Annotated in this window: 11 protein-coding genes and 2 tRNA genes; 5 read left to right on the top strand and 8 right to left on the bottom strand. The window is 64.4% G+C overall.

Annotated features, from left to right (window positions below):
* A partial coding sequence (locus ACIQ7H_RS05045) for a TonB-dependent receptor (protein ID WP_395789022.1) occupies positions 1-2,121 on the bottom strand: 2,121 nt, incomplete at its 3' end.
* Between the two features lie 516 nt (positions 2,122-2,637).
* On the opposite strand from ACIQ7H_RS05045, the gene ACIQ7H_RS05040 reads away from it, so the two are divergent.
* Positions 2,638-3,903: a sugar MFS transporter gene (locus ACIQ7H_RS05040; protein ID WP_395789028.1), complete on the top strand. Its 1,266-nt coding sequence runs from the start codon at positions 2,638-2,640 to the stop codon at positions 3,901-3,903.
* 194 nt (positions 3,904-4,097) lie between these two features.
* On the top strand, positions 4,098-5,138 hold the full coding sequence (locus ACIQ7H_RS05035) for a LacI family DNA-binding transcriptional regulator (RefSeq protein WP_395789020.1): 1,041 nt from the start codon (positions 4,098-4,100) through the stop codon (positions 5,136-5,138).
* Between the two features lie 90 nt (positions 5,139-5,228).
* Here ACIQ7H_RS05035 and ACIQ7H_RS05030 read toward each other — a convergent pair whose 3' ends face one another.
* Entirely contained in the window at positions 5,229-6,680 is a 1,452-nt protein-coding gene (locus tag ACIQ7H_RS05030; RefSeq protein WP_395789018.1) for a lytic polysaccharide monooxygenase, read from the bottom strand.
* Positions 6,681-6,991: 311 nt separating this feature from the next.
* Positions 6,992-9,325: a glycosyl hydrolase family 18 protein gene (locus ACIQ7H_RS05025; protein ID WP_395789016.1), complete on the bottom strand. Its 2,334-nt coding sequence runs from the start codon at positions 9,323-9,325 to the stop codon at positions 6,992-6,994.
* Between the two features lie 396 nt (positions 9,326-9,721).
* Here ACIQ7H_RS05025 and ACIQ7H_RS05020 point away from each other — a divergent pair, with 396 nt between their 5' ends.
* Positions 9,722-10,744 carry an SIS domain-containing protein gene (locus tag ACIQ7H_RS05020; protein ID WP_395789026.1) on the top strand — a complete coding sequence of 341 codons (1,023 nt, stop codon included), beginning with the start codon at positions 9,722-9,724 and terminating at the stop codon, positions 10,742-10,744.
* A complete protein-coding gene (nagA, locus tag ACIQ7H_RS05015) occupies positions 10,744-11,883 on the top strand; it encodes an N-acetylglucosamine-6-phosphate deacetylase (protein ID WP_395789014.1) in 1,140 nt (379 codons plus the stop codon). Before ACIQ7H_RS05020 ends, nagA begins: the two co-directional genes overlap by 1 nt.
* A gap of 218 nt (positions 11,884-12,101) precedes the next feature.
* Here the strand turns inward: nagA and ACIQ7H_RS05010 are convergent.
* From ACIQ7H_RS05010 to ACIQ7H_RS04995, 4 genes are all read right to left on the bottom strand, one after another.
* A tRNA-Glu gene (locus ACIQ7H_RS05010) sits at positions 12,102-12,177 on the bottom strand.
* 7 nt (positions 12,178-12,184) lie between these two features.
* Positions 12,185-12,260 (bottom strand) — tRNA-Ala (locus tag ACIQ7H_RS05005).
* 76 nt (positions 12,261-12,336) lie between these two features.
* The gene (locus ACIQ7H_RS05000; protein ID WP_395789012.1) at positions 12,337-12,834 is read right to left on the bottom strand and encodes a DUF1249 domain-containing protein; all 498 of its coding nucleotides are present in this window, start codon (positions 12,832-12,834) and stop codon (positions 12,337-12,339) included.
* Positions 12,835-12,880: 46 nt separating this feature from the next.
* Positions 12,881-13,702 (bottom strand): pyruvate, water dikinase regulatory protein, encoded by an 822-nt coding sequence (locus tag ACIQ7H_RS04995; protein WP_395789010.1) that lies wholly within the window; start codon positions 13,700-13,702, stop codon positions 12,881-12,883.
* Between the two features lie 176 nt (positions 13,703-13,878).
* Here ACIQ7H_RS04995 and ppsA point away from each other — a divergent pair, with 176 nt between their 5' ends.
* The gene (gene ppsA, locus ACIQ7H_RS04990) at positions 13,879-16,251 is read left to right on the top strand and encodes a phosphoenolpyruvate synthase (protein ID WP_395789008.1); all 2,373 of its coding nucleotides are present in this window, start codon (positions 13,879-13,881) and stop codon (positions 16,249-16,251) included.
* Between the two features lie 164 nt (positions 16,252-16,415).
* Here the strand turns inward: ppsA and ACIQ7H_RS04985 are convergent, their stop codons facing one another.
* Entirely contained in the window at positions 16,416-17,309 is an 894-nt protein-coding gene (locus tag ACIQ7H_RS04985; RefSeq protein ID WP_395789006.1) for an MBL fold metallo-hydrolase, read from the bottom strand.

The following is a 17,309-nucleotide window of genomic DNA, read 5'->3' as shown; positions in this document are numbered from 1 at the left end:
TGACCCTGCCCAGTGAACTCGGAAGCAACGAGATCGCAAGCATGAGCGAATCCGCCACTCAGGAGAACGAATGACAGCTATCTGGTGAACAGGCTGTCTCAAAGGGGTTGACGCGTTCCGCAGCACACTGTCATCACTCACCTCGAAACGCAGGTTGGCGCTTGGCAACAAATCGTTGTAGCTCTTCGAGAACAGGGTTGGCAGGTAGGGGCCGAACGCCGAGCTGGTCACGGCGCCTGGGGTGCCAGCGGTGGCAGCAACGTTCACCAAGGCCTCGGACGTAGTGCGCACATAGCGCAGGCCGACATCGCCGCTCCAGCTCGCGCCGCCAAAGTCGAGCTGCACGTAAGCGGCCGTGCTGTCTTCCTGCAGACCGTAGTCGCCCTGCCAGAAGGCGCGGCTGACCGGATTGCGCGTTGTGAAGCGGCGATTGAACTCGGCCAGCTGCTCGGGCGAGTACTGCCAGATCGCGCGCGGGAAGTTGCCGCCGATGCCATTGGCGTAGTCGCCCGGGTACAGCGTGAACCCCTGCGGGAAGTTGGCCGGGTTGAACGGCGAGGTCGCCGGATCAGGGCAATTGAAGGTGGCCGGATTCCAGTTGAAGGCGTCACCGTTCGAACAGGCCGGGCCCTGGCCGATCGCTCCGAAAGCGCTGCGTTCGGACTCGTTCCAACGCAGGCCGAACTGCAGCTGGCGCAGGGTGTCATGGGCGAACACGAAGTCACCATCGATCTGGGCCCAGGTCGATTCGTCGCGAACATTGACGTTCTGAGCGCCGAAGATCCAGTCGAGCGGAGTGTTTCTGGGCGAGCTGACGTCCCAGTTGCGCAGTGACCAGTCGGCGGCGCCGTTGAGGCCATTCAAGCGATAGCTGGCGCCGCTGCCGATGCCCATATCCCATTCGGCCACATCCTGGGTCGGCGTCTTTCCGCGGCCACGCGACTGCCCGACCTTGCCTTCGAAGCTCAGCGCATCGCTGGCGCGGAAAGCCGCGTCGAGGTTGACGAAGCGGCTGGAAGAACCCGAACCCGGGCGCGAGATCTGGTCGTAGACGGCGTACGCGTTGCCGGCGATGGGATCGAATTCGGCCTGTACCAAGGTGCCGTTGCGTACCACGTAACCCGCGCGCGGTGCCTGCCCTTGTCCTCCTGCGAGGATGCGGCTGTTCCACAGCAGCAGGTTGCGGTTGTAGTTGTCGGCATCGAGTTTCGAGGTGAACGCGGTGAGGCTCAGCGACAGGTCGTCATTGGGACGAAGATCGAAGGTGACCAACCCGCCGGTGCGCTTGCGCTCCTGCTCAAAAAGGGCCGAGCCGATCAGCACCGGATACGCCACGCCTGACAGATCCGGATTGCTTTGGGCGATGCGGCTGCCGGGTGCGATGGTGTCGTAGCCGAGCATCTCCTGCCCGTCACGCCGCAGATGCCGCTCTTCCGAAAAGCCCTGCACCATCACGCCGAAGTTGCTCTGCGCGTTCTTCCAGTTCAACAACGCCGAGAGCTGCGGCGCGTACTTGTCCGGAAGGTCCGCATAGACGCCGCCGATCGATGCCTCGATGCTCAGATCCTTGCTGAAGTCCAGCGGCTTGCGGGTACGGATATCGATCGAGCCGACCACGCCGCCTTCGACCTGGCTGGCCTGCGCGGTCTTGTAGACGACGATCTCGCCGACCAGTTCGGAGGGCAGCAGCGAGTAGCTGACGCTGCGGCCGACGCTGCCGGTCTGGTTGAGCACGAACCAGTCGCCCGAAGACACGAAATGGCCGTTGATCAGCGTCTGGGTCAGGCTCGGACTGGTACCGCGCATGCTGACGCGGTCGTTCTCGTCGAAACCGCCTTCGGTTGCGCTGGCAGAGCTGATGTTGATGCCGGGCACCCGCTGCAGGGTGTCGGCGATATTCTTGTCGGGCATCTTGCCGATGTCTTCGGCGGTGATCACCTCGACCAGTGAATCGGAATCACGCTTGCTGTCCAGCGAGCGCTGCAGGCTGCCGCGGATACCGGTGACGACGATGGCATCGAGTTCGGCGGCATCTTCGCGCGTCTCCTGTGCCTGCGTCGGGCCGCCGAAGGCCAGCGCACTGGCGATGCTCATCGCGAGGATCGTTCTGCTCTTGGTCATTGCTGTGCTCCCACTTGTGGGTGTAGCGCTTGTTCGGATACGCCGCGCTCCGCGGTCGCTCCTGCGCCTTGGATGTGATGACGGATCGCCCGCCGACTCTCGTGGACGCCACGCGACATGGATCGCCATCAACCACAGCGACATGCCCACAGGGCAACCCCTCCCCGCGCCCTGCCGATACCGTTCCCCCGGCTCTCGACTGAGCGTGGGGCGAGTCTGTCCGTATCATGATTACGTTGTCAAGATCCTGTCTTTAATGTGCACAGGCTGGTCGACACAGCCCCTGACCGCAGCAAGACCGAGAGATCATGGGAGAACGCGCCCAAGCCGAATGCCTTCTTCAGAAGCGCCGAAAATCGTTATGACGCAGCCATCGACAAGATTGACATCGTTAGGCATGATCGACCCCAATTCGCTCCGTGGGGCGCCGCTGCTGCGGCGACGGGGCGCATCGACACTCACGGGGAGGAGACACACGTGAAAACAACACAACCCGGCGCCAGCTACGGCAGCGCCATGGTGATCATCGGCACGCTGTTTTTCATTTTCGGCTTCGTTACCTGGCTGAACGGGCCGCTGATCGAGTTCGTCAAGCTGGCCTTCGATCTGGATGCCGACTGGAAGGCCTTCATGGTGACCTTCGCGTTCTACATCGCGTACTTCTTTCTGGCCCTGCCGGCGAGTTCGATCCTCAAACACACCGGCATGAAGCGCGGCATGGCGCTGGGCTTGCTGGTGATGGCGGTGGGCAGCGTGGTGTTCGGCCACTTCGCCACCGCACGCCACTATCCGGCCGCGCTGGCCGGCCTGTTCACTATCGGCTCGGGCCTGGCCTTGCTGCAGACTGCGGTCAATCCGTACATCAGCATCATCGGTCCACTTGAAAGCGCGGCCAGCCGGATCAGCATCATGGGTATCTGCAACAAGCTGGCCGGCGTGCTGGCGCCGATCGTGATCGGCGCGGTCGCCCTGCGCGGGCTCGGCGAGATCCAGGCTCAACTGGCACAAGGTCCGGATGCAGCGACCCGCGAGGCCCTGCTCAACAGCTTCGCCGCGCAGATCTACTGGCCCTACATGAGCATGGCCGCCCTGCTTGCCCTGCTGTCGGTGGGCATTCTGTATTCGCCGCTGCCGGATCTGCGGCCCGAGCTGGCCAATGCCTCGTCAGGCGCGCGCCAGCGCGGGCTCGGTGGCTATCCGCACCTGTGGCTGGGTGCGTTCTGTCTGTTCCTGTACGTCGGTGTCGAGGTACTGGCCGGTGATGCCATCGGCACCTATGGCCGGGCACACGGCCTGCCCGCCGATGAGACCAAGTACTTCACCTCGCTGACACTGGCCGCGATGCTGGTCGGCTATGTCGCCGGCATCATCGCCATCCCGCGCTGGATCAGCCAGGAGCGCGCGCTGGCGGTCTCAGCGGTGACCGGCATCGTGTTCAGCATCGGCGCATTGCTGACGGCCGGATACGCCTCGGTGATCTTTGTCGCCCTGCTCGGCCTGGCCAATGCGCTGATGTGGCCGGCGATCTTCCCGCTGGCCATCCGCGGCCTCGGCGCACTGACCGAACGCGGCTCGGCGCTGCTGATCATGGGCATCGCCGGCGGCGCGGTGATCCCCAGCGCGTATGCCTATCTGAAGGATCTCTACGACTTCCAGTGGGTGTTCGTGGCGATCACGGTGCCGTGCTACCTGTACATCCTCTACTACGCCTTGCTCGGTTGCCGGGTGGGCGTGGACGAGATTCCGGCTCGACCGCAGCCGCTGCAGCAGCCCGCAGGCTGAGGTTTGCCGTCGGTCGAACCTTGCGCGCCCCGGCTGATAGCGCCAGCACGCGCCTTAGGCGGCTGGCGGGGCATCGACACCTTTGTACGGGGCCACTTGCCCGCGACCGCAAGCCGGGCTCTGCTAGCATCCCCGTCACGCCCGGGCCGCTTCGCAGAAATGCGTGCGGCCCCCACAGCTCGGGAACCACCGGATTGCATATCCCCACCATCAAGGACGTCGCGGCCAAGGCCGGCGTCTCTGTCAAGACCGTCTCCAGGGTCATCAATCACGAGGCCTCGGTGCAGGCCAGCACGCGGCAGCGCGTGGAAGCGGCAATCGAGGTCTTGCGCTACCGTCCGGATCTCTCCGCGCGCAGCTTGCGCGGCATGCGCTCGTATGCACTCGGCGTCGTGTACGACAACCCCAACCCGTACTACGTGATCGCAGTCCAGAACGGCCTACTGTCAGTCTGCCGCGAGTTCGGCTACGGCCTGCAGATCCATCCCTGCGACTCCAACTCGCCGACGCTGGCCGAGGAGCTGGTGCAGCTGGTCCGTCAGAACCGCCTTGCAGGCCTGGTGCTGGCACCGCCGATGTCCGAACGCGACGAGCTGGTGCAGACCTTGACTGCGGCCAAGGTGCCGCTGGTGCGGCTGATCTCGGCCAGCAGCGATCCGCAGGACGGGCACCTGTGCGTGTATGTGGACGACCGCAGCGCGGCGCGGGAGATCACCACCCACCTGATCCAGATGGGGCATCAGCGAATCGGTTTCATCTGGGGCGGGCCCGAGCATCGTTCCAGCCCTGAACGCTACAAGGGCTATGAAGAAGCCCTGCGCGACTACGGTGTCTCCATGGACCCCGAACTCGTGGTGCAGGGCGACTACAGCTTCGACGAAGGCTTCCGCGCCGCGCGTCGGTTGCTGGCGCTGCCCAATCCGCCAACGGCGATTTTCGGTTCGAACGACGAGATCGCCGCCGGAGTGCTCGCTGCGGCGCGTTCGATCGGGGTCAATGTGCCCTTCGATCTGTCGATCGCGGGTTTCGAGGACAGCCCGTTCTCCAAGCAGTCCTGGCCAGCGCTGACGACCGCACGTCAGGACACCCAGGAGATCGCCCGCACCGCCGGCCGCATGCTGATCGAGGAAGTGGACCGCGACGAGAGCGCACCGCCACCACGCAACTGCGGCTTCAGCCCCAGCCTGGTGGCGCGTGGCTCCACCACCCCGGTGCGGCCCGGACGCGAAGGCTGAATACGACAATGCCCGGAGTGTCCAACACTCCGGGCATTGTTCAGTCACCCGCCGAATCTCGCATCTGGACAGGCTCTCAGGTGCCGATCGCTACAGCCGCGTCCACGCGTCCTGCCAGGCCCAGCCGCTGCCCGGCGCGTACGCGGTGCCGCTGATGTTGCACCAGCCGCCATTGGGGAACGGACGACAGCGATAGCGCTGGCCGTCGCTGCCGAGTACGACCGTCTGGCCGGCCTGGTAGGTGCCCAGTCCCTGCGGATAGACGTGATCGTAGTCGCCGCCGCCGGTGGCGGGGCTGTGCTGGATCGACACCGTCGCATCGGCGCTGGCCGTACCGTTGGATGCGCGCAAACGCAGCTGCAGGGTTTGCGCGCTGCTCGGATTTGCCAGCGTCAGTCGCGTGCTGACGCCCGTCTCGCTGCTGAGTTGGCCCGCGCCTGACAGCAGGCTCCAGCTGTAGCTCAAGGGCCGCCCGGCCGGATCACTGGACTGCGCGGCCGAGAGCTCGTCCACGCCCGCACCAACGACTGCAGTGGTGCTGGCACTGATGCGCGACACCGGTGGCAGCACGCCGACATCGGGCAACTGGATGTCGATCTGGTGGTTCAAGTTCAGCGTGCGCCGCGCAAACACGCGATTGGCGGTGGCGCTGCGCTGCGGCACGATCTGGCCGCTGGCCTCAAGCACCCCGATGCGCGCATCGCCGGAAGTCTGGTTTACCGTCAGCGCGAAGTGATACGGCCACTCGCTGGCCGCGCCCTGCCCCGCCGCCACGCGATGACTGACGCGCCCGACATCGCCGCCCTGCGCATTGAACAAGCGCAGGCTCACCGTCGAACCTTCAGGCAGTGCGTTCTGTGCACTGAGCGCGCCGAGCTCGGCCCAGGTGGTGTTGACGCCACCCGTGAACTCGACGTCGACGCAGGTGTAGAAGGCCTCGGTGCTGTCGGAGCGCTGCCAGACGTTGTAGATCACGTGGCGACCCGCGCGCTGCGGCAGCGGACAGTTCATGCGGTAGATATTGCCCGGCGACAGCGGCACGTTGCCGAGCCGACAGAACTCCTCAAGATCGTCCCAGCGCAGCGCGCGCGAGCCGTCCCAGCCGGCGCGGGTGATGTAGAAAATCCAGTCCCGCGTCGAATGCGCGGCGGGCGCGCGGAACTCGAACTGGAAGCGGCCGCTCGCATCGGGCGCTATCGGCTGCGCCTTCCAGTCGCGCACGGCGTCCAAGCCCTGGAACATGCCGTTGTTGCCGCTGCAAAGCTTGCCGTCGGGCACGACGGCGCGGTGATTGCCCGCGGCATTGGCTTGATTGACGCCGTTCCAGTTGTAGAAGGCCTGGGTGCCGAACTGCTGCACATGGGCACGGCAGGCGGGATCGGCAGGATTCTCGATATTGCCTTGGGCGCAGTAGTACACGCGGCTGGCCGGCACCGACATCGAACCGTGCGCAGCGACCTGAGCAGGTGCGACCGCAAGGCCGACGGTGAGCGCGAACAGACTCAAGGCCATCGGGTGAATCAGGGGCTTGTTTGCAGACATGAGGAATCTCCTGACCTGCGCGCCACGCGCAGGCCGAGTGGAATGGATGGCGCGAGCGGTGCTCGCGCACGGAGGAAAGCAATCGAATACGTCGCTGATAACTGCGGTGCAGAACGCGGCGCGCAGCTGCGATGGATCGGTGCAGATCCCCCTGCGGAGGGCAATCACCTTCCGCAGGGGGATCGCCAAGCGTCGATACAGCGCTGCGGGCTGGAGGGTGCCTGCACGCCTGCGAGCTCGAAGCGCGACAAGGTGCAGACCCAGGGGCTCAGAATGCTCGCCCACATGCGCCGGATCGATTTAGTCAACCGCTAGTTGCGCAGCCCTTCGTGCACTGCGCGCGACAGGCTGCCTTGCGCGTCGTCGCCCGAGAGCTCCCAGAAGAAGGCGCCACCCAGACCCATCTGGCGCGCATAGCTCATCTTGTCGCGCACCGTCTGCGGGTCGTCGAAGCTCCAGAACGTGTTGCCGTTGAAGATCCAGTGCGCGCCGGCCTGGCTGTCGCGGAAACTCGGCCAATTGAGGTTCTGCAGCACTTTGTAGTCTTCGATGCCGGCCTCATAGGTGCCGGTCGCGGCGCGACCGTTCTGGTACAGGCCATTGTTGACATTCGGTACGCCGGTCCAGCCACGACCGTAGAATCCAATGCCGATGTGCAGCTTGTTGGCCGGCACTCCGCGCTGCAGGAAGGCGTTCAGTGCGTCGTCGGTGTTGTAGAGCAGCCGGTCGCCGGTGTTGGGCTCAGCCGCCGGGCGGAACAGAGCCGAGTGGTGGTTGGTCTTGGGCTCCCAAGCGCCGTTGAAGTCGTAGGTCATGACCAGGATGGCGTCGAGGTACTGGTGATACTGGCCCGGATCGGTAACCCGGATCTTGTCGACGCCTGCACCCACCGCGACGGTCAATTCCAGCCCGGGACGGATGGCATCGAGTTGCCGCCTGAACTCCGCCAGCAAGCCGGTGAAGTTCTCGCGGTCTTCAGGGCGTCCGCAGGCGAGGCCGCAAGCGACCGGGTACTCCCAGTCGATGTCGATGCCATCGAATACCCCGGCCGCCGCACCGACGCCACCCGCACCGTCCACGACCGGCAGGTTGCCGCGGATGTAGGCATCAATGCAGGAGCGTACGAACGCGACCCGGTTCTCCGGACGTGCCGCGTCCGAGAATCCGCGCGACCAGGTCCAGCCACCGAGCGAGATCAGCACCTTCAGCCCGGGGTTGCGCTGCTTCAGCTTGCGCAGCTGGTTCCAGCTGCCACGCAGGGGCTGATCCCAGGTATCGGCAACACCGTCGACACTCTGTGCTGCATTGAAGCTGCGACCGTAGTCGGCCCAGGCGTCACCGCCCGCACCGGTGTTGCCGTCTGCAGGCTGGTTGACGCCAACCTCGCAGCGGTTGTTACGGACATTGCCGAAGGCGTAGTTGATGTGGGTAATGCGCTCGGCGGTGCCGCTGGTGGCGATGTTGCGCACCAGATAGTTGCGGGCGTAGATGCCCCACTGCACGAAGTACGCGGTGACTCGCTGACCACCGACGACCTGCGGACGCGTGCGCACGCTCAGCGCACCGCTTTGCGCCGAACTACCGGCTGCAGTCACTGCCGCCACGGTGAAGCTGTACGCCGTATCGGGGCTCAGGCCGGTCGCAGTGAAGTTCGGCGTGGCGACCGTGTCCAGCAATGTGCCGCCGCGGTAGATGCGGTACTGGATGCTGCAGTTCGACGGCGGGCTCACCGCACTCCAGCTCAGGCTGATGCTGTTGCTGGTCTGGGAGGGTGATGCCAAGCCACTGGGCACCGCTGGCACCGCAGTGCACTGTGCCGCTCGAAGCGTGCGCGCGCTGAGCGCGGCACTCAGGGCCGAGAGGTTGCCGGCGCCGTCGCGCGCGCGCACCTGGTAGCTGTAAGCGGTGTCGGCGGTCAGCCCGGTGTCGTTGAAGCTGGTCGTGGTCGGCTGACCGACGCGTGCTCCGTTGCGCCAGACTTCGTAGCCGACCACACCCGTACCACCGGCATTGTCGGTGGAAGCGCTCCAGCTCAGCGCAATACTGCTGGTGGTCTGGCTGGGAGATGCAAGCGATGCCGGCACCGACGGTGGCACCGTATCGGTGCCCGGCGTCACAGTAACGGCGACCGCCGCCGACGTGGTGCGCGCGCCGCGGTTGTCTTGGGCCACCGCAGTCAGGCTGTAGCTGCCGGCGGCCGCATTGCTCCAAACCACCGAGTACGGAGCGCTGGAATCCACGCCCAGCGATACCGTGCCCCGGAAGAATTCGACCGACGCCACGCTGCCGTCGCTGTCGCTGGCGTTTGCTGCGAGCGTGATGGCACTGCCAGCGGCGAAGCTGTCACCGGCACCCGGCGCACTCAGATTGACGGTGGGCGGCTGGTTCTCGCCTACCGATCCACAGGCGCCGAGATCGCGATACCACCCGCAGCTCGGACAATGGGTCGGCGGAGCGTTCCAGATTGGAATCACCGCTTCGTAGAGCCGGCCCGAGTAGACCAGGCGATTGCCCGGCTGGTAGATCGTGCTGGCTTGCCAGGCCGCTACGCCTTCGCAGCTGACGGTCTGGGCCTGGGCGGGCTGTGGCCCGAGCAGCAGGAATGAGAGGCCGGCAGCAGCCAGGCCTTGCAGCAATGCGCGCATGTGAGTGTCTCCCCGGTGGGTGCGGAGCCGTTCGCCGTTCAATGGCAGCGGCTCCGTGAGCGTTGGCGTGCACGCGAACCGGATTCCGGTACGCGGCGGCGAAGGTGCCGTGGCGCCCCTCCGCAACGGCATGACAACGATAGCACCGAAGCTGTCCTCTATAGTGATAAACGTCACACTACGATGTACTTGTTGCCCTGCAGCACAGTCCAGTCAAGGGTCCATGCTCCGATGGAACGATCGGATCAAGCCGCGTCGGCAATGCCGAGCCACGATGAAGGCGATCCACCAAAGAGTCCACATAGATACCACTCTGCCGATTATTGCCAAATACTCGCCTTTTGGTTTGCTTGTGGTAGCGTAATTTCATCCCTGAGCCCCCAACAAAGGCCCAACATGCCCACCCCCTCGCTCATGTTCCTGGAATCGAAGGAAGCGTCAGTCGCCGTTGCGCGACTTCTGGCAGGAAATGAATCAGATGTCTCACGATGGTCAACGAATCTCAGAAAGCGCCCTCCAACGGTGCTGGTGACGGCAGCCCGCGGCAGCTCGGATCACGCCGCGACTTTCGCCAAATACATGATCGAAACACTGACCTCCACGCCCACGCTGTCGGCCTCGCCTTCCGTGAGCTCGGTCTATGCGACCGACCTTCGCCTACAGGGGGCGGTGTTTTTGGCCATCAGCCAGTCCGGGCGCAGCCCGGATCTCCTCGCGCAGGCGGAAGCGGCACGCCGCGGCGGCGCACAGGTAGTTGCCTTGGTGAACGATGAACAGTCGCCGTTGGCGCGCCTGGCTGATCTGCTGCTGCCGCTGCACGGGGGCCCCGAGCGCAGCGTCGCAGCGACCAAGAGCTTCATCTGCGCCCTCGCCAGCGTGCTGCAAATCTGTGCGCACTGGACGGAGTCGTCGAGCCTGCGATCCGCGCTCGAGCGCCTGCCAGAGCAGCTGGCGCAGGCGTTCGAGCTTGACTGGTCAGCACTCAGCACAGCGCTCGTGGGCGCGAGCAATCTGTTCGTACTTGGCCGTGGCCCCGGGCTCGCCGTGGCTCAAGAGGCCGCACTCAAACTCAAAGAGACCAGCGCCCTCCACGGCGAGGCTTACAGTGCCGCCGAAGTCCGGCACGGGCCGATGACCCTGGTCGGTCCGGGTTTTCCGGTATTGGTGTTCGCGCAGAACGATCCCAGTCGCTCCGGCACTCTGGAGGTTGCGCGCGAGTTCTCCGCGCGCGGCGCGCAAGTGCTGTGTGCAGATCCGGACGGCCCGGGCGCGTTGCCCGTGATCGAGTCGGCCCACCCGGCCTGCGCACCTTTGCTACAGATCTGCAGCTTCTATCGTGCCGCCAATGCGCTGGCGCTCGCCCGCGGGCGCGACCCCGACCAGCCGCCACATCTCAACAAGGTGACGGAAACCGTGTGATGCAGCAGCTCATCTGCGCAGACCGCGTGTTGACCGGTCACGGCTGGCTGGAGGCAGGGGCGGTCGGCGTGAGCGCTGGCCGTGTCGAATGGGTCGGCAGCGCCGCCGGTGCGCCGCACGCTCAGCAGAGGATCGAGCTGGGCGATGCGATCCTTGCGCCCGGGTTTATCGATCTGCAGGTCAATGGCGGCGGCGGGGTGCTGTTCAACGACGACCGCAGCCCGCAGGCCTTGGCGCGCATCGCAGCCGCACATCGACACTTCGGCACCACCGGGTTTCTGGCCACACTCATCAGCGACACGCCCGGCGCCACCGCCGAGGCCGTTCAGGCCACGCGGAATGCGCTGGCAATAGGCACGCCGGGCCTGCTCGGACTGCATCTGGAGGGCCCGTTTCTTGCGGCGGAGCGTCGCGGCGTGCATCGCGCAGAGCACTTTCGCGAGCCCAGCGACAACGACATCGGAGCTCTCTGCGCGCATGGCCTGCAGCACCTGCTGATAACGGTGGCGCCTGAGCACATCCGCCCCGCACAGATTCAACGCCTGTGCGATGCAGGAATTCGTCTTTCCGCAGGCCACAGTGCGGCCAGCTTCGAGCAAGCCCTTGCAGCGTTTGCGGCTGGCCTCAGCGGTGTGACCCATCTGTTCAACGCAATGCCGTCGCTGGCCGGGCGCGCACCGGGATTGCTGGGTGCAGCGCTGCTGAATCGCGCGGTGTGGTGCGGCTTGATTGTCGATGGTCATCACCTGCACCCGGCCAGTCTTCAGCTGGCCGTGCAGATGAGGCCCGGACGCTGTTTCCTGGTCAGCGACGCGATGTCGCCGGTAGGCAGCGACATCGATGAGTTCGTGCTCGATGGCCGCAAAGTTCATGTGCGGAACGGACGCTTGGAAACCGAGCAGGGCGTGTTGGCCGGCGCTTGTCTCGACATGTCGCTCGCGGTCCGCAACTGCCTCGCTCAGAGCGGCCTACCGCTGGATGAGGTGCTGCGCATGGCCTCCACCTACCCGGCCGACTTTCTGGGAGCACGCGAGCGCGGACGCATCGAGGTCGGCGTGTATGCAGACTTGGTGCAGCTGAGCCCGGAGCTTGAAGCGGTGGCGACCTGGATCAACGGCGAGCACGTCGTCAAACGCTGAGCCTGCGCTGGCGCAGACAACTGGAACTCGCTCGCCTCGGCGCTACCTGCAACGGAGCGGCTTAGTAACACAATCACCGCGTTCGGATCCTTCCGCCCGTCGTCACGATTGCACGTGCCACCTGCGCCAGACGCGGCGGCGGAACGCCTGCCAAGCATTCAACACGTGTGGACGAAACAAAAAGGCCTCGCTTTCGCGAGGCCCTCTTGTTTGACGCTTGGCGTCCCCACGGGGATTCGAACCCCGGTCGCCTCCGTGAAAGGGAGGTGTCCTAGGCCTCTAGACGATGGGGACTAGGAAGTGGTGGAGCCAGCCGGGATCGAACCGGCGACCTCTACAATGCCATTGTAGCGCTCTCCCAGCTGAGCTATGGCCCCACGTGCTGGAGAGTCGAAAATTTTAGAGATGAAATACGAAACCGTCAAGCCTTTTGATCGAGGGAGTTTCGCGAGCTCACCCTGATGCGTGAACCTGCAGATCCAAATGATCGTTCGATGCTTCGCTCAGGCTGAAACGGCCATGACCCTGCTCCCCCAGGTACTCCAGCCAGCGCCCGAGAAAACTGTTCATCCGCATACGCTGATCGATCATCGCCCGTGCCATGCCTCGCAGGCCCAACAGGTCCTGCCAGCGCTGACTGACTTCGCAGTGAGTGACTTCAGCCAATCGAGCATCGGTATAGAGCCGCAGCATCGCCGACGGATCCATCTGGCCAGTGCCGGCGTCCACCAATGCATAGGTAAGCCGAAGCTCAATCGTGTAGCTGTGGCGGGCGATCACATCGAGCTGCAGATCGAGACCATCGCCCACGCTGGAGCGGTAGCTTCCTTCCACAAGTTCAAGCACCGGGAACAGACTGATCAGCCGCCAGTAGTTGTCGGCATAGCGATCCATCAGCAGGCCCAGGCGATTGGGCAAGGCGGATACGGGAAGGACGGAGAGTCTGGACATGCGCGCGAGCCTAACATGCAGCCGGGAGAGCGCTGCGTGGACGAAGTCAGTACAGCTGGCGCTCGATGCCCAAGGTCGACATCACCTTGCTGGCGATCTCTTCGATCGAAGTATGGGTGGTACTGAGCACGGGCAGATTTTCCTGACGGTACAAGGCCTCGGCGATCGACACCTCGGACTTGCACTGCTCCAGATTCGCGTAGCGACTGCCGGGCCGCCGCGCCTCGCGAACCTGGCGCAGCCGCTCCGGGTCGATGGTCAGCGCGAACAGCTTCTTGCGGAACGGTCGCAGGCGCTTGGGCAGTTCGCGGTTTTCCAGATCCTCTTCGGTCAGGGGATAGTTGGCCGCACGCACGCCAAAGTGCAGGGCCAGATACAGGCAGGTCGGTGTTTTGCCGGAGCGCGACACCCCGACCAGAATCAGATCGGCATCGTCGTAGCGCACGTCCATGCCGTCGTCATGCGTCAGCGCATAGTTGGTGGCATTGATGCGCGCCTCGTAGGCCTTGTAGTCCACCATCGCATGCGCCTTGTTGACCCGCGGCTGACGCGGCTCGGCCAGCTCCGACTCAAGCGGGCTGATGAAGGGACGAAATACATCGAGCATCAGCGCCCCGCTCTCGGCAATGATGTCAGTGAGCGTGCCGTCAACGACGGTGTTCACTACGATCGGGCGCAGCCCACAATGCGCGCCGCGCTGGCGGATGCGCTCGGACGCGAGCTGCGCCTTGTCGTAGGTGTCGACGAAGGCGATTCGCTGGGTCTCGAAGTTCACGCCCTCGAACTGGGTCAGCAGGGCATGGCCGATGGTCTCAGCCGTGATGCCGGTGCCGTCCGAAATGAAGAACACAGGCCGCGGCCCACTCATCGCTATCCCCTTGATCTGAAAAACTTATGCACGACTGGACTGGAATTGGACTTGTGCCCGTCGGACGCGGACAGCATCATACGCGCCCTGCGCTGTCGCACTGCAGCATGCGATCAGGCGCACAGTTCTTCCCTGCCCTCCCCCTTTGAACCCCCTTCCAAATCAGGAGTCGCCCCTTGAACGCGCACGTGCTCTGGCTGCATGAGCTTCGCCTGTCCGATCTCGCCCAGGTGGGCGGCAAGAATGCTTCGCTAGGCGAGATGATCGGCCATCTGAGCGGATTGGGCGTGTCGGTGCCCGGAGGCTTTGCAACCACGGCGTCAGCATTCCAGGAATTCATCGCCGAGAACAATCTGGCCGAGCGTATTCAGACCAAGCTCGCGGCACTGGATGTTGAGGATGTCGATTCGCTGGCGATCGCTGGCAAGGAAATCCGCGGCTGGGTGATCGAGGCGCCGTTACCGCGGGCGCTCGATGCCGCAGTTCGCGAGGGCTATGGGCGGATGTGTTCTGAGGCCGGCGTGGCTGAAGTTGCGGTGGCCGTGCGCTCCTCCGCCACCGCTGAGGACCTGCCGGACGCGAGTTTTGCTGGCCAGCAGGAAACCTATCTGAATGTGGTGGGCCTCGATGCAGTCGTGCATCGGGTGAAGGAGGTGTTTGCCAGCCTCTACAATGACCGCGCCATCGCCTACCGCGTCCATCATGGCTTCAAGCACGAGGACGTTTTCCTGTCGGCCGGCGTGCAGCTGATGGTGCGCTCGGATGTCGGCGCCTCGGGCGTGCTGTTCACGCTCGACACCGAATCCGGGTTCCGCGACGTGGTCTTCGTCACCTCCAGCTACGGTCTCGGCGAAATGGTCGTGCAGGGCGCGGTCAACCCTGATGAGTTCTACGTCTACAAGCCCACCCTTCGCGCCGGCAAGCACGCGGTGTTGCGACGCCAGATCGGCGCGAAGCAGCAGCGCATGGTGTACTCGGATCAGCCCGGCGAACGCGTGCGTATCGAGCCCACCCCGGATGCGCTGAAGCGCCAGTTCTCGATCTCCGATGCCGATGTCGAGGAGCTCTCGCGGCAGGCCCTGACCATCGAGCAGCACTACGGCCGACCGATGGACATCGAGTGGGCCAAGGACGGCGTCACCGGCAAGCTCTACATCGTGCAGGCACGCCCGGAGACAGTGAAATCACGTGCTCGCGCGACTCAGATCGAGCGCTTTCATCTGTCCGGCAAGAGCGAAATCCTGGCGCAGGGGCGCTCGATCGGCCACAAGATCGGCAGCGGTGTGGCCAAGGTCATCCGCTCGCTGAAGGACATGAACCGGGTCGAGCCCGGCGATGTGCTGGTGGCCGACATGACCGACCCCGACTGGGAGCCGGTGATGAAGCGCGCGTCGGCCATCGTTACCAATCGCGGCGGCCGCACCTGCCACGCGGCGATCATCGCGCGCGAGTTGGGGGTGCCGGCCGTGGTCGGCTGCGGCGATGCACTGGACAAGATCCCCGACGGCGCCAAGGTCACGGTGAGCTGTGCCGAGGGCGACACCGGCCTGATCTTCGACGGCGAGCTGGCGTTCGAGCGCATCGTCACAGACCTGGAGCGCATGCCGCCTGCCCCGCTGAAGATCATGATGAATGTCGGCAACCCCGAGCGCGCATTCGATTTCGCCCAGCTGCCGCATCAGGGCATTGGCTTGGCACGGCTCGAGTTCGTGATCGCGCGCCAGATCGGCGTGCACCCGAAGGCCCTGCTTGAGTATTCGAAGCAGCCGGCCGACATCAAGGCGAAGATCGATGAACTGTCGGCCGGCTACTCAGACCCGGTGAGCTTCTACGTCGAGCGCCTGGTCGAAGGCATCGCAACGCTGACCGCTGCGTTCGCGCCGCATCCGGTGATCGTGCGGCTGTCGGACTTCAAATCCAACGAGTACGCGAACCTGATCGCCGGCAGCCAGTACGAGCCGCACGAAGAGAACCCGATGATCGGTTTCCGCGGCGCCAGCCGCTATGTCGACCCGAGTTTCCGCGACTGCTTCGCGCTCGAGTGCAAGGCCATGAAGAAGGTCCGCGACGAGATGGGCCTGACCAACGCCTGGGTGATGATTCCCTTCGTACGCACGCTGGAAGAGGGCCGCAAGGTCATCGAGGTGCTGGCCGAGAATGGGCTCAAGCGCGGCGAAAACGGCTTGAAGATCATCATGATGTGCGAGCTGCCCTCGAACGCCCTGATGGCCGAGGAGTTCCTCGAAATGTTCGACGGATTCTCGATCGGCTCCAACGATCTGACCCAGCTGACCCTGGGCCTGGACCGCGACTCCGGCATCGTCGCCCATCTGTTTGACGAGCGCGACCCGGCGGTCAAGAAGCTGCTGTCGATGGCGATCCAGACCGCGCGGGCGAAGGGCAAGTACATCGGCATTTGTGGCCAGGGCCCGTCCGATCATCCGGACCTGGCGGAATGGCTGCTGGATCAGGGCATCGAGTCGGTATCACTGAACCCGGACACGGTCGTGGATACGTGGCTGCGGCTGGCGAAGCACAAGGGCGTCTAGCAGAGCCTGGGATGCGGGATGCGGGATTGAGAGCCTTTGGTCCCGCCTTCTTCAGCAACGATCCGTGTCGACAAAGGGCCTGCGCACAGCAGGCCCTTTGTCTTTCTCGATGTGGACAAGCGTGCGAATCGCCCGCCTTCAAGCCCGGTCCCGAACTCCCGCCTTCAAGCCACCCGATAGTTCAGCGGCGTCAGCAAATCGATCCCGCATTCGAGATTCTCAAGCCAGGCCAGAAAATCGCCGATGGCCGCGCCCTGCATCGGCAGGCCGTGCTGGGGCACGATCATGTTCGGGTTCAGGCGTCGCACCATGCCCGCCCACAGCCGGCACACCCGGTTGCCAGCCATGTAGCGCCGATGAAAGCCCTCCATCCGCCCGACCACCAGGCTGAATTCGGTGACCGGCGCATAGGCGATGCCGGCGGCGATCATTGACGAGCCGACGTCGCCGGAAAACAGGATCCGGCTGACTGGATCCCAGAAGCTCAGGTTGCCCACTGAGTGCAGAAAGTGCGCCGGCAAGGCGCGGATGTGGCTGGCGCCCATGGGGATGTCCATGCCTTCATCAGGCACAAGCATGTAACGGTCGCCGCCAGCGCCCTTCTGGTAGTGCGGCACGCTGTGGGGGATGAAGCGGCCCCACAGCTTGGAACAGACGATGGTGCAGTCGCTGTACATCAGCCAGCGGTCGACCGAACCGATGATGTCCGGATCCTGATGCGAAGCCAGTATGTAGGTCAGGTTGCGGGTCTGGACGAAACGCGACACCGCCATGTTCAGCGGCGTGTAGAGCAAGGCTCCGCCCGGATCGATCAGCGCGGAATGTTCACCGTCGATCACCAGAAACTGGTTGGCTTGAACCCCGTCATCTCCGCGCACCAGATCCGGAAAAACGATGCACTTGTGGTGCTCGCTGGAAAAGATCTCGTAGGCCATGGCGCATACATCCCGAGGGTGTGAGCGCCGCAGTCTAGTGAGAGTTCCGGGCCGAGAATTGATCAGGCGCAATGATTGGCTGACAACACAAAGAACCGTATCCAGAGCTGACTGCGGCGCCAC

This window comes from Aquimonas sp. (genome assembly GCF_044377145.1).
Lineage (GTDB): Bacteria > Pseudomonadota > Gammaproteobacteria > Xanthomonadales > Xanthomonadaceae > Aquimonas.
This window is presented reverse-complemented; position numbering and strand designations above follow the sequence as displayed.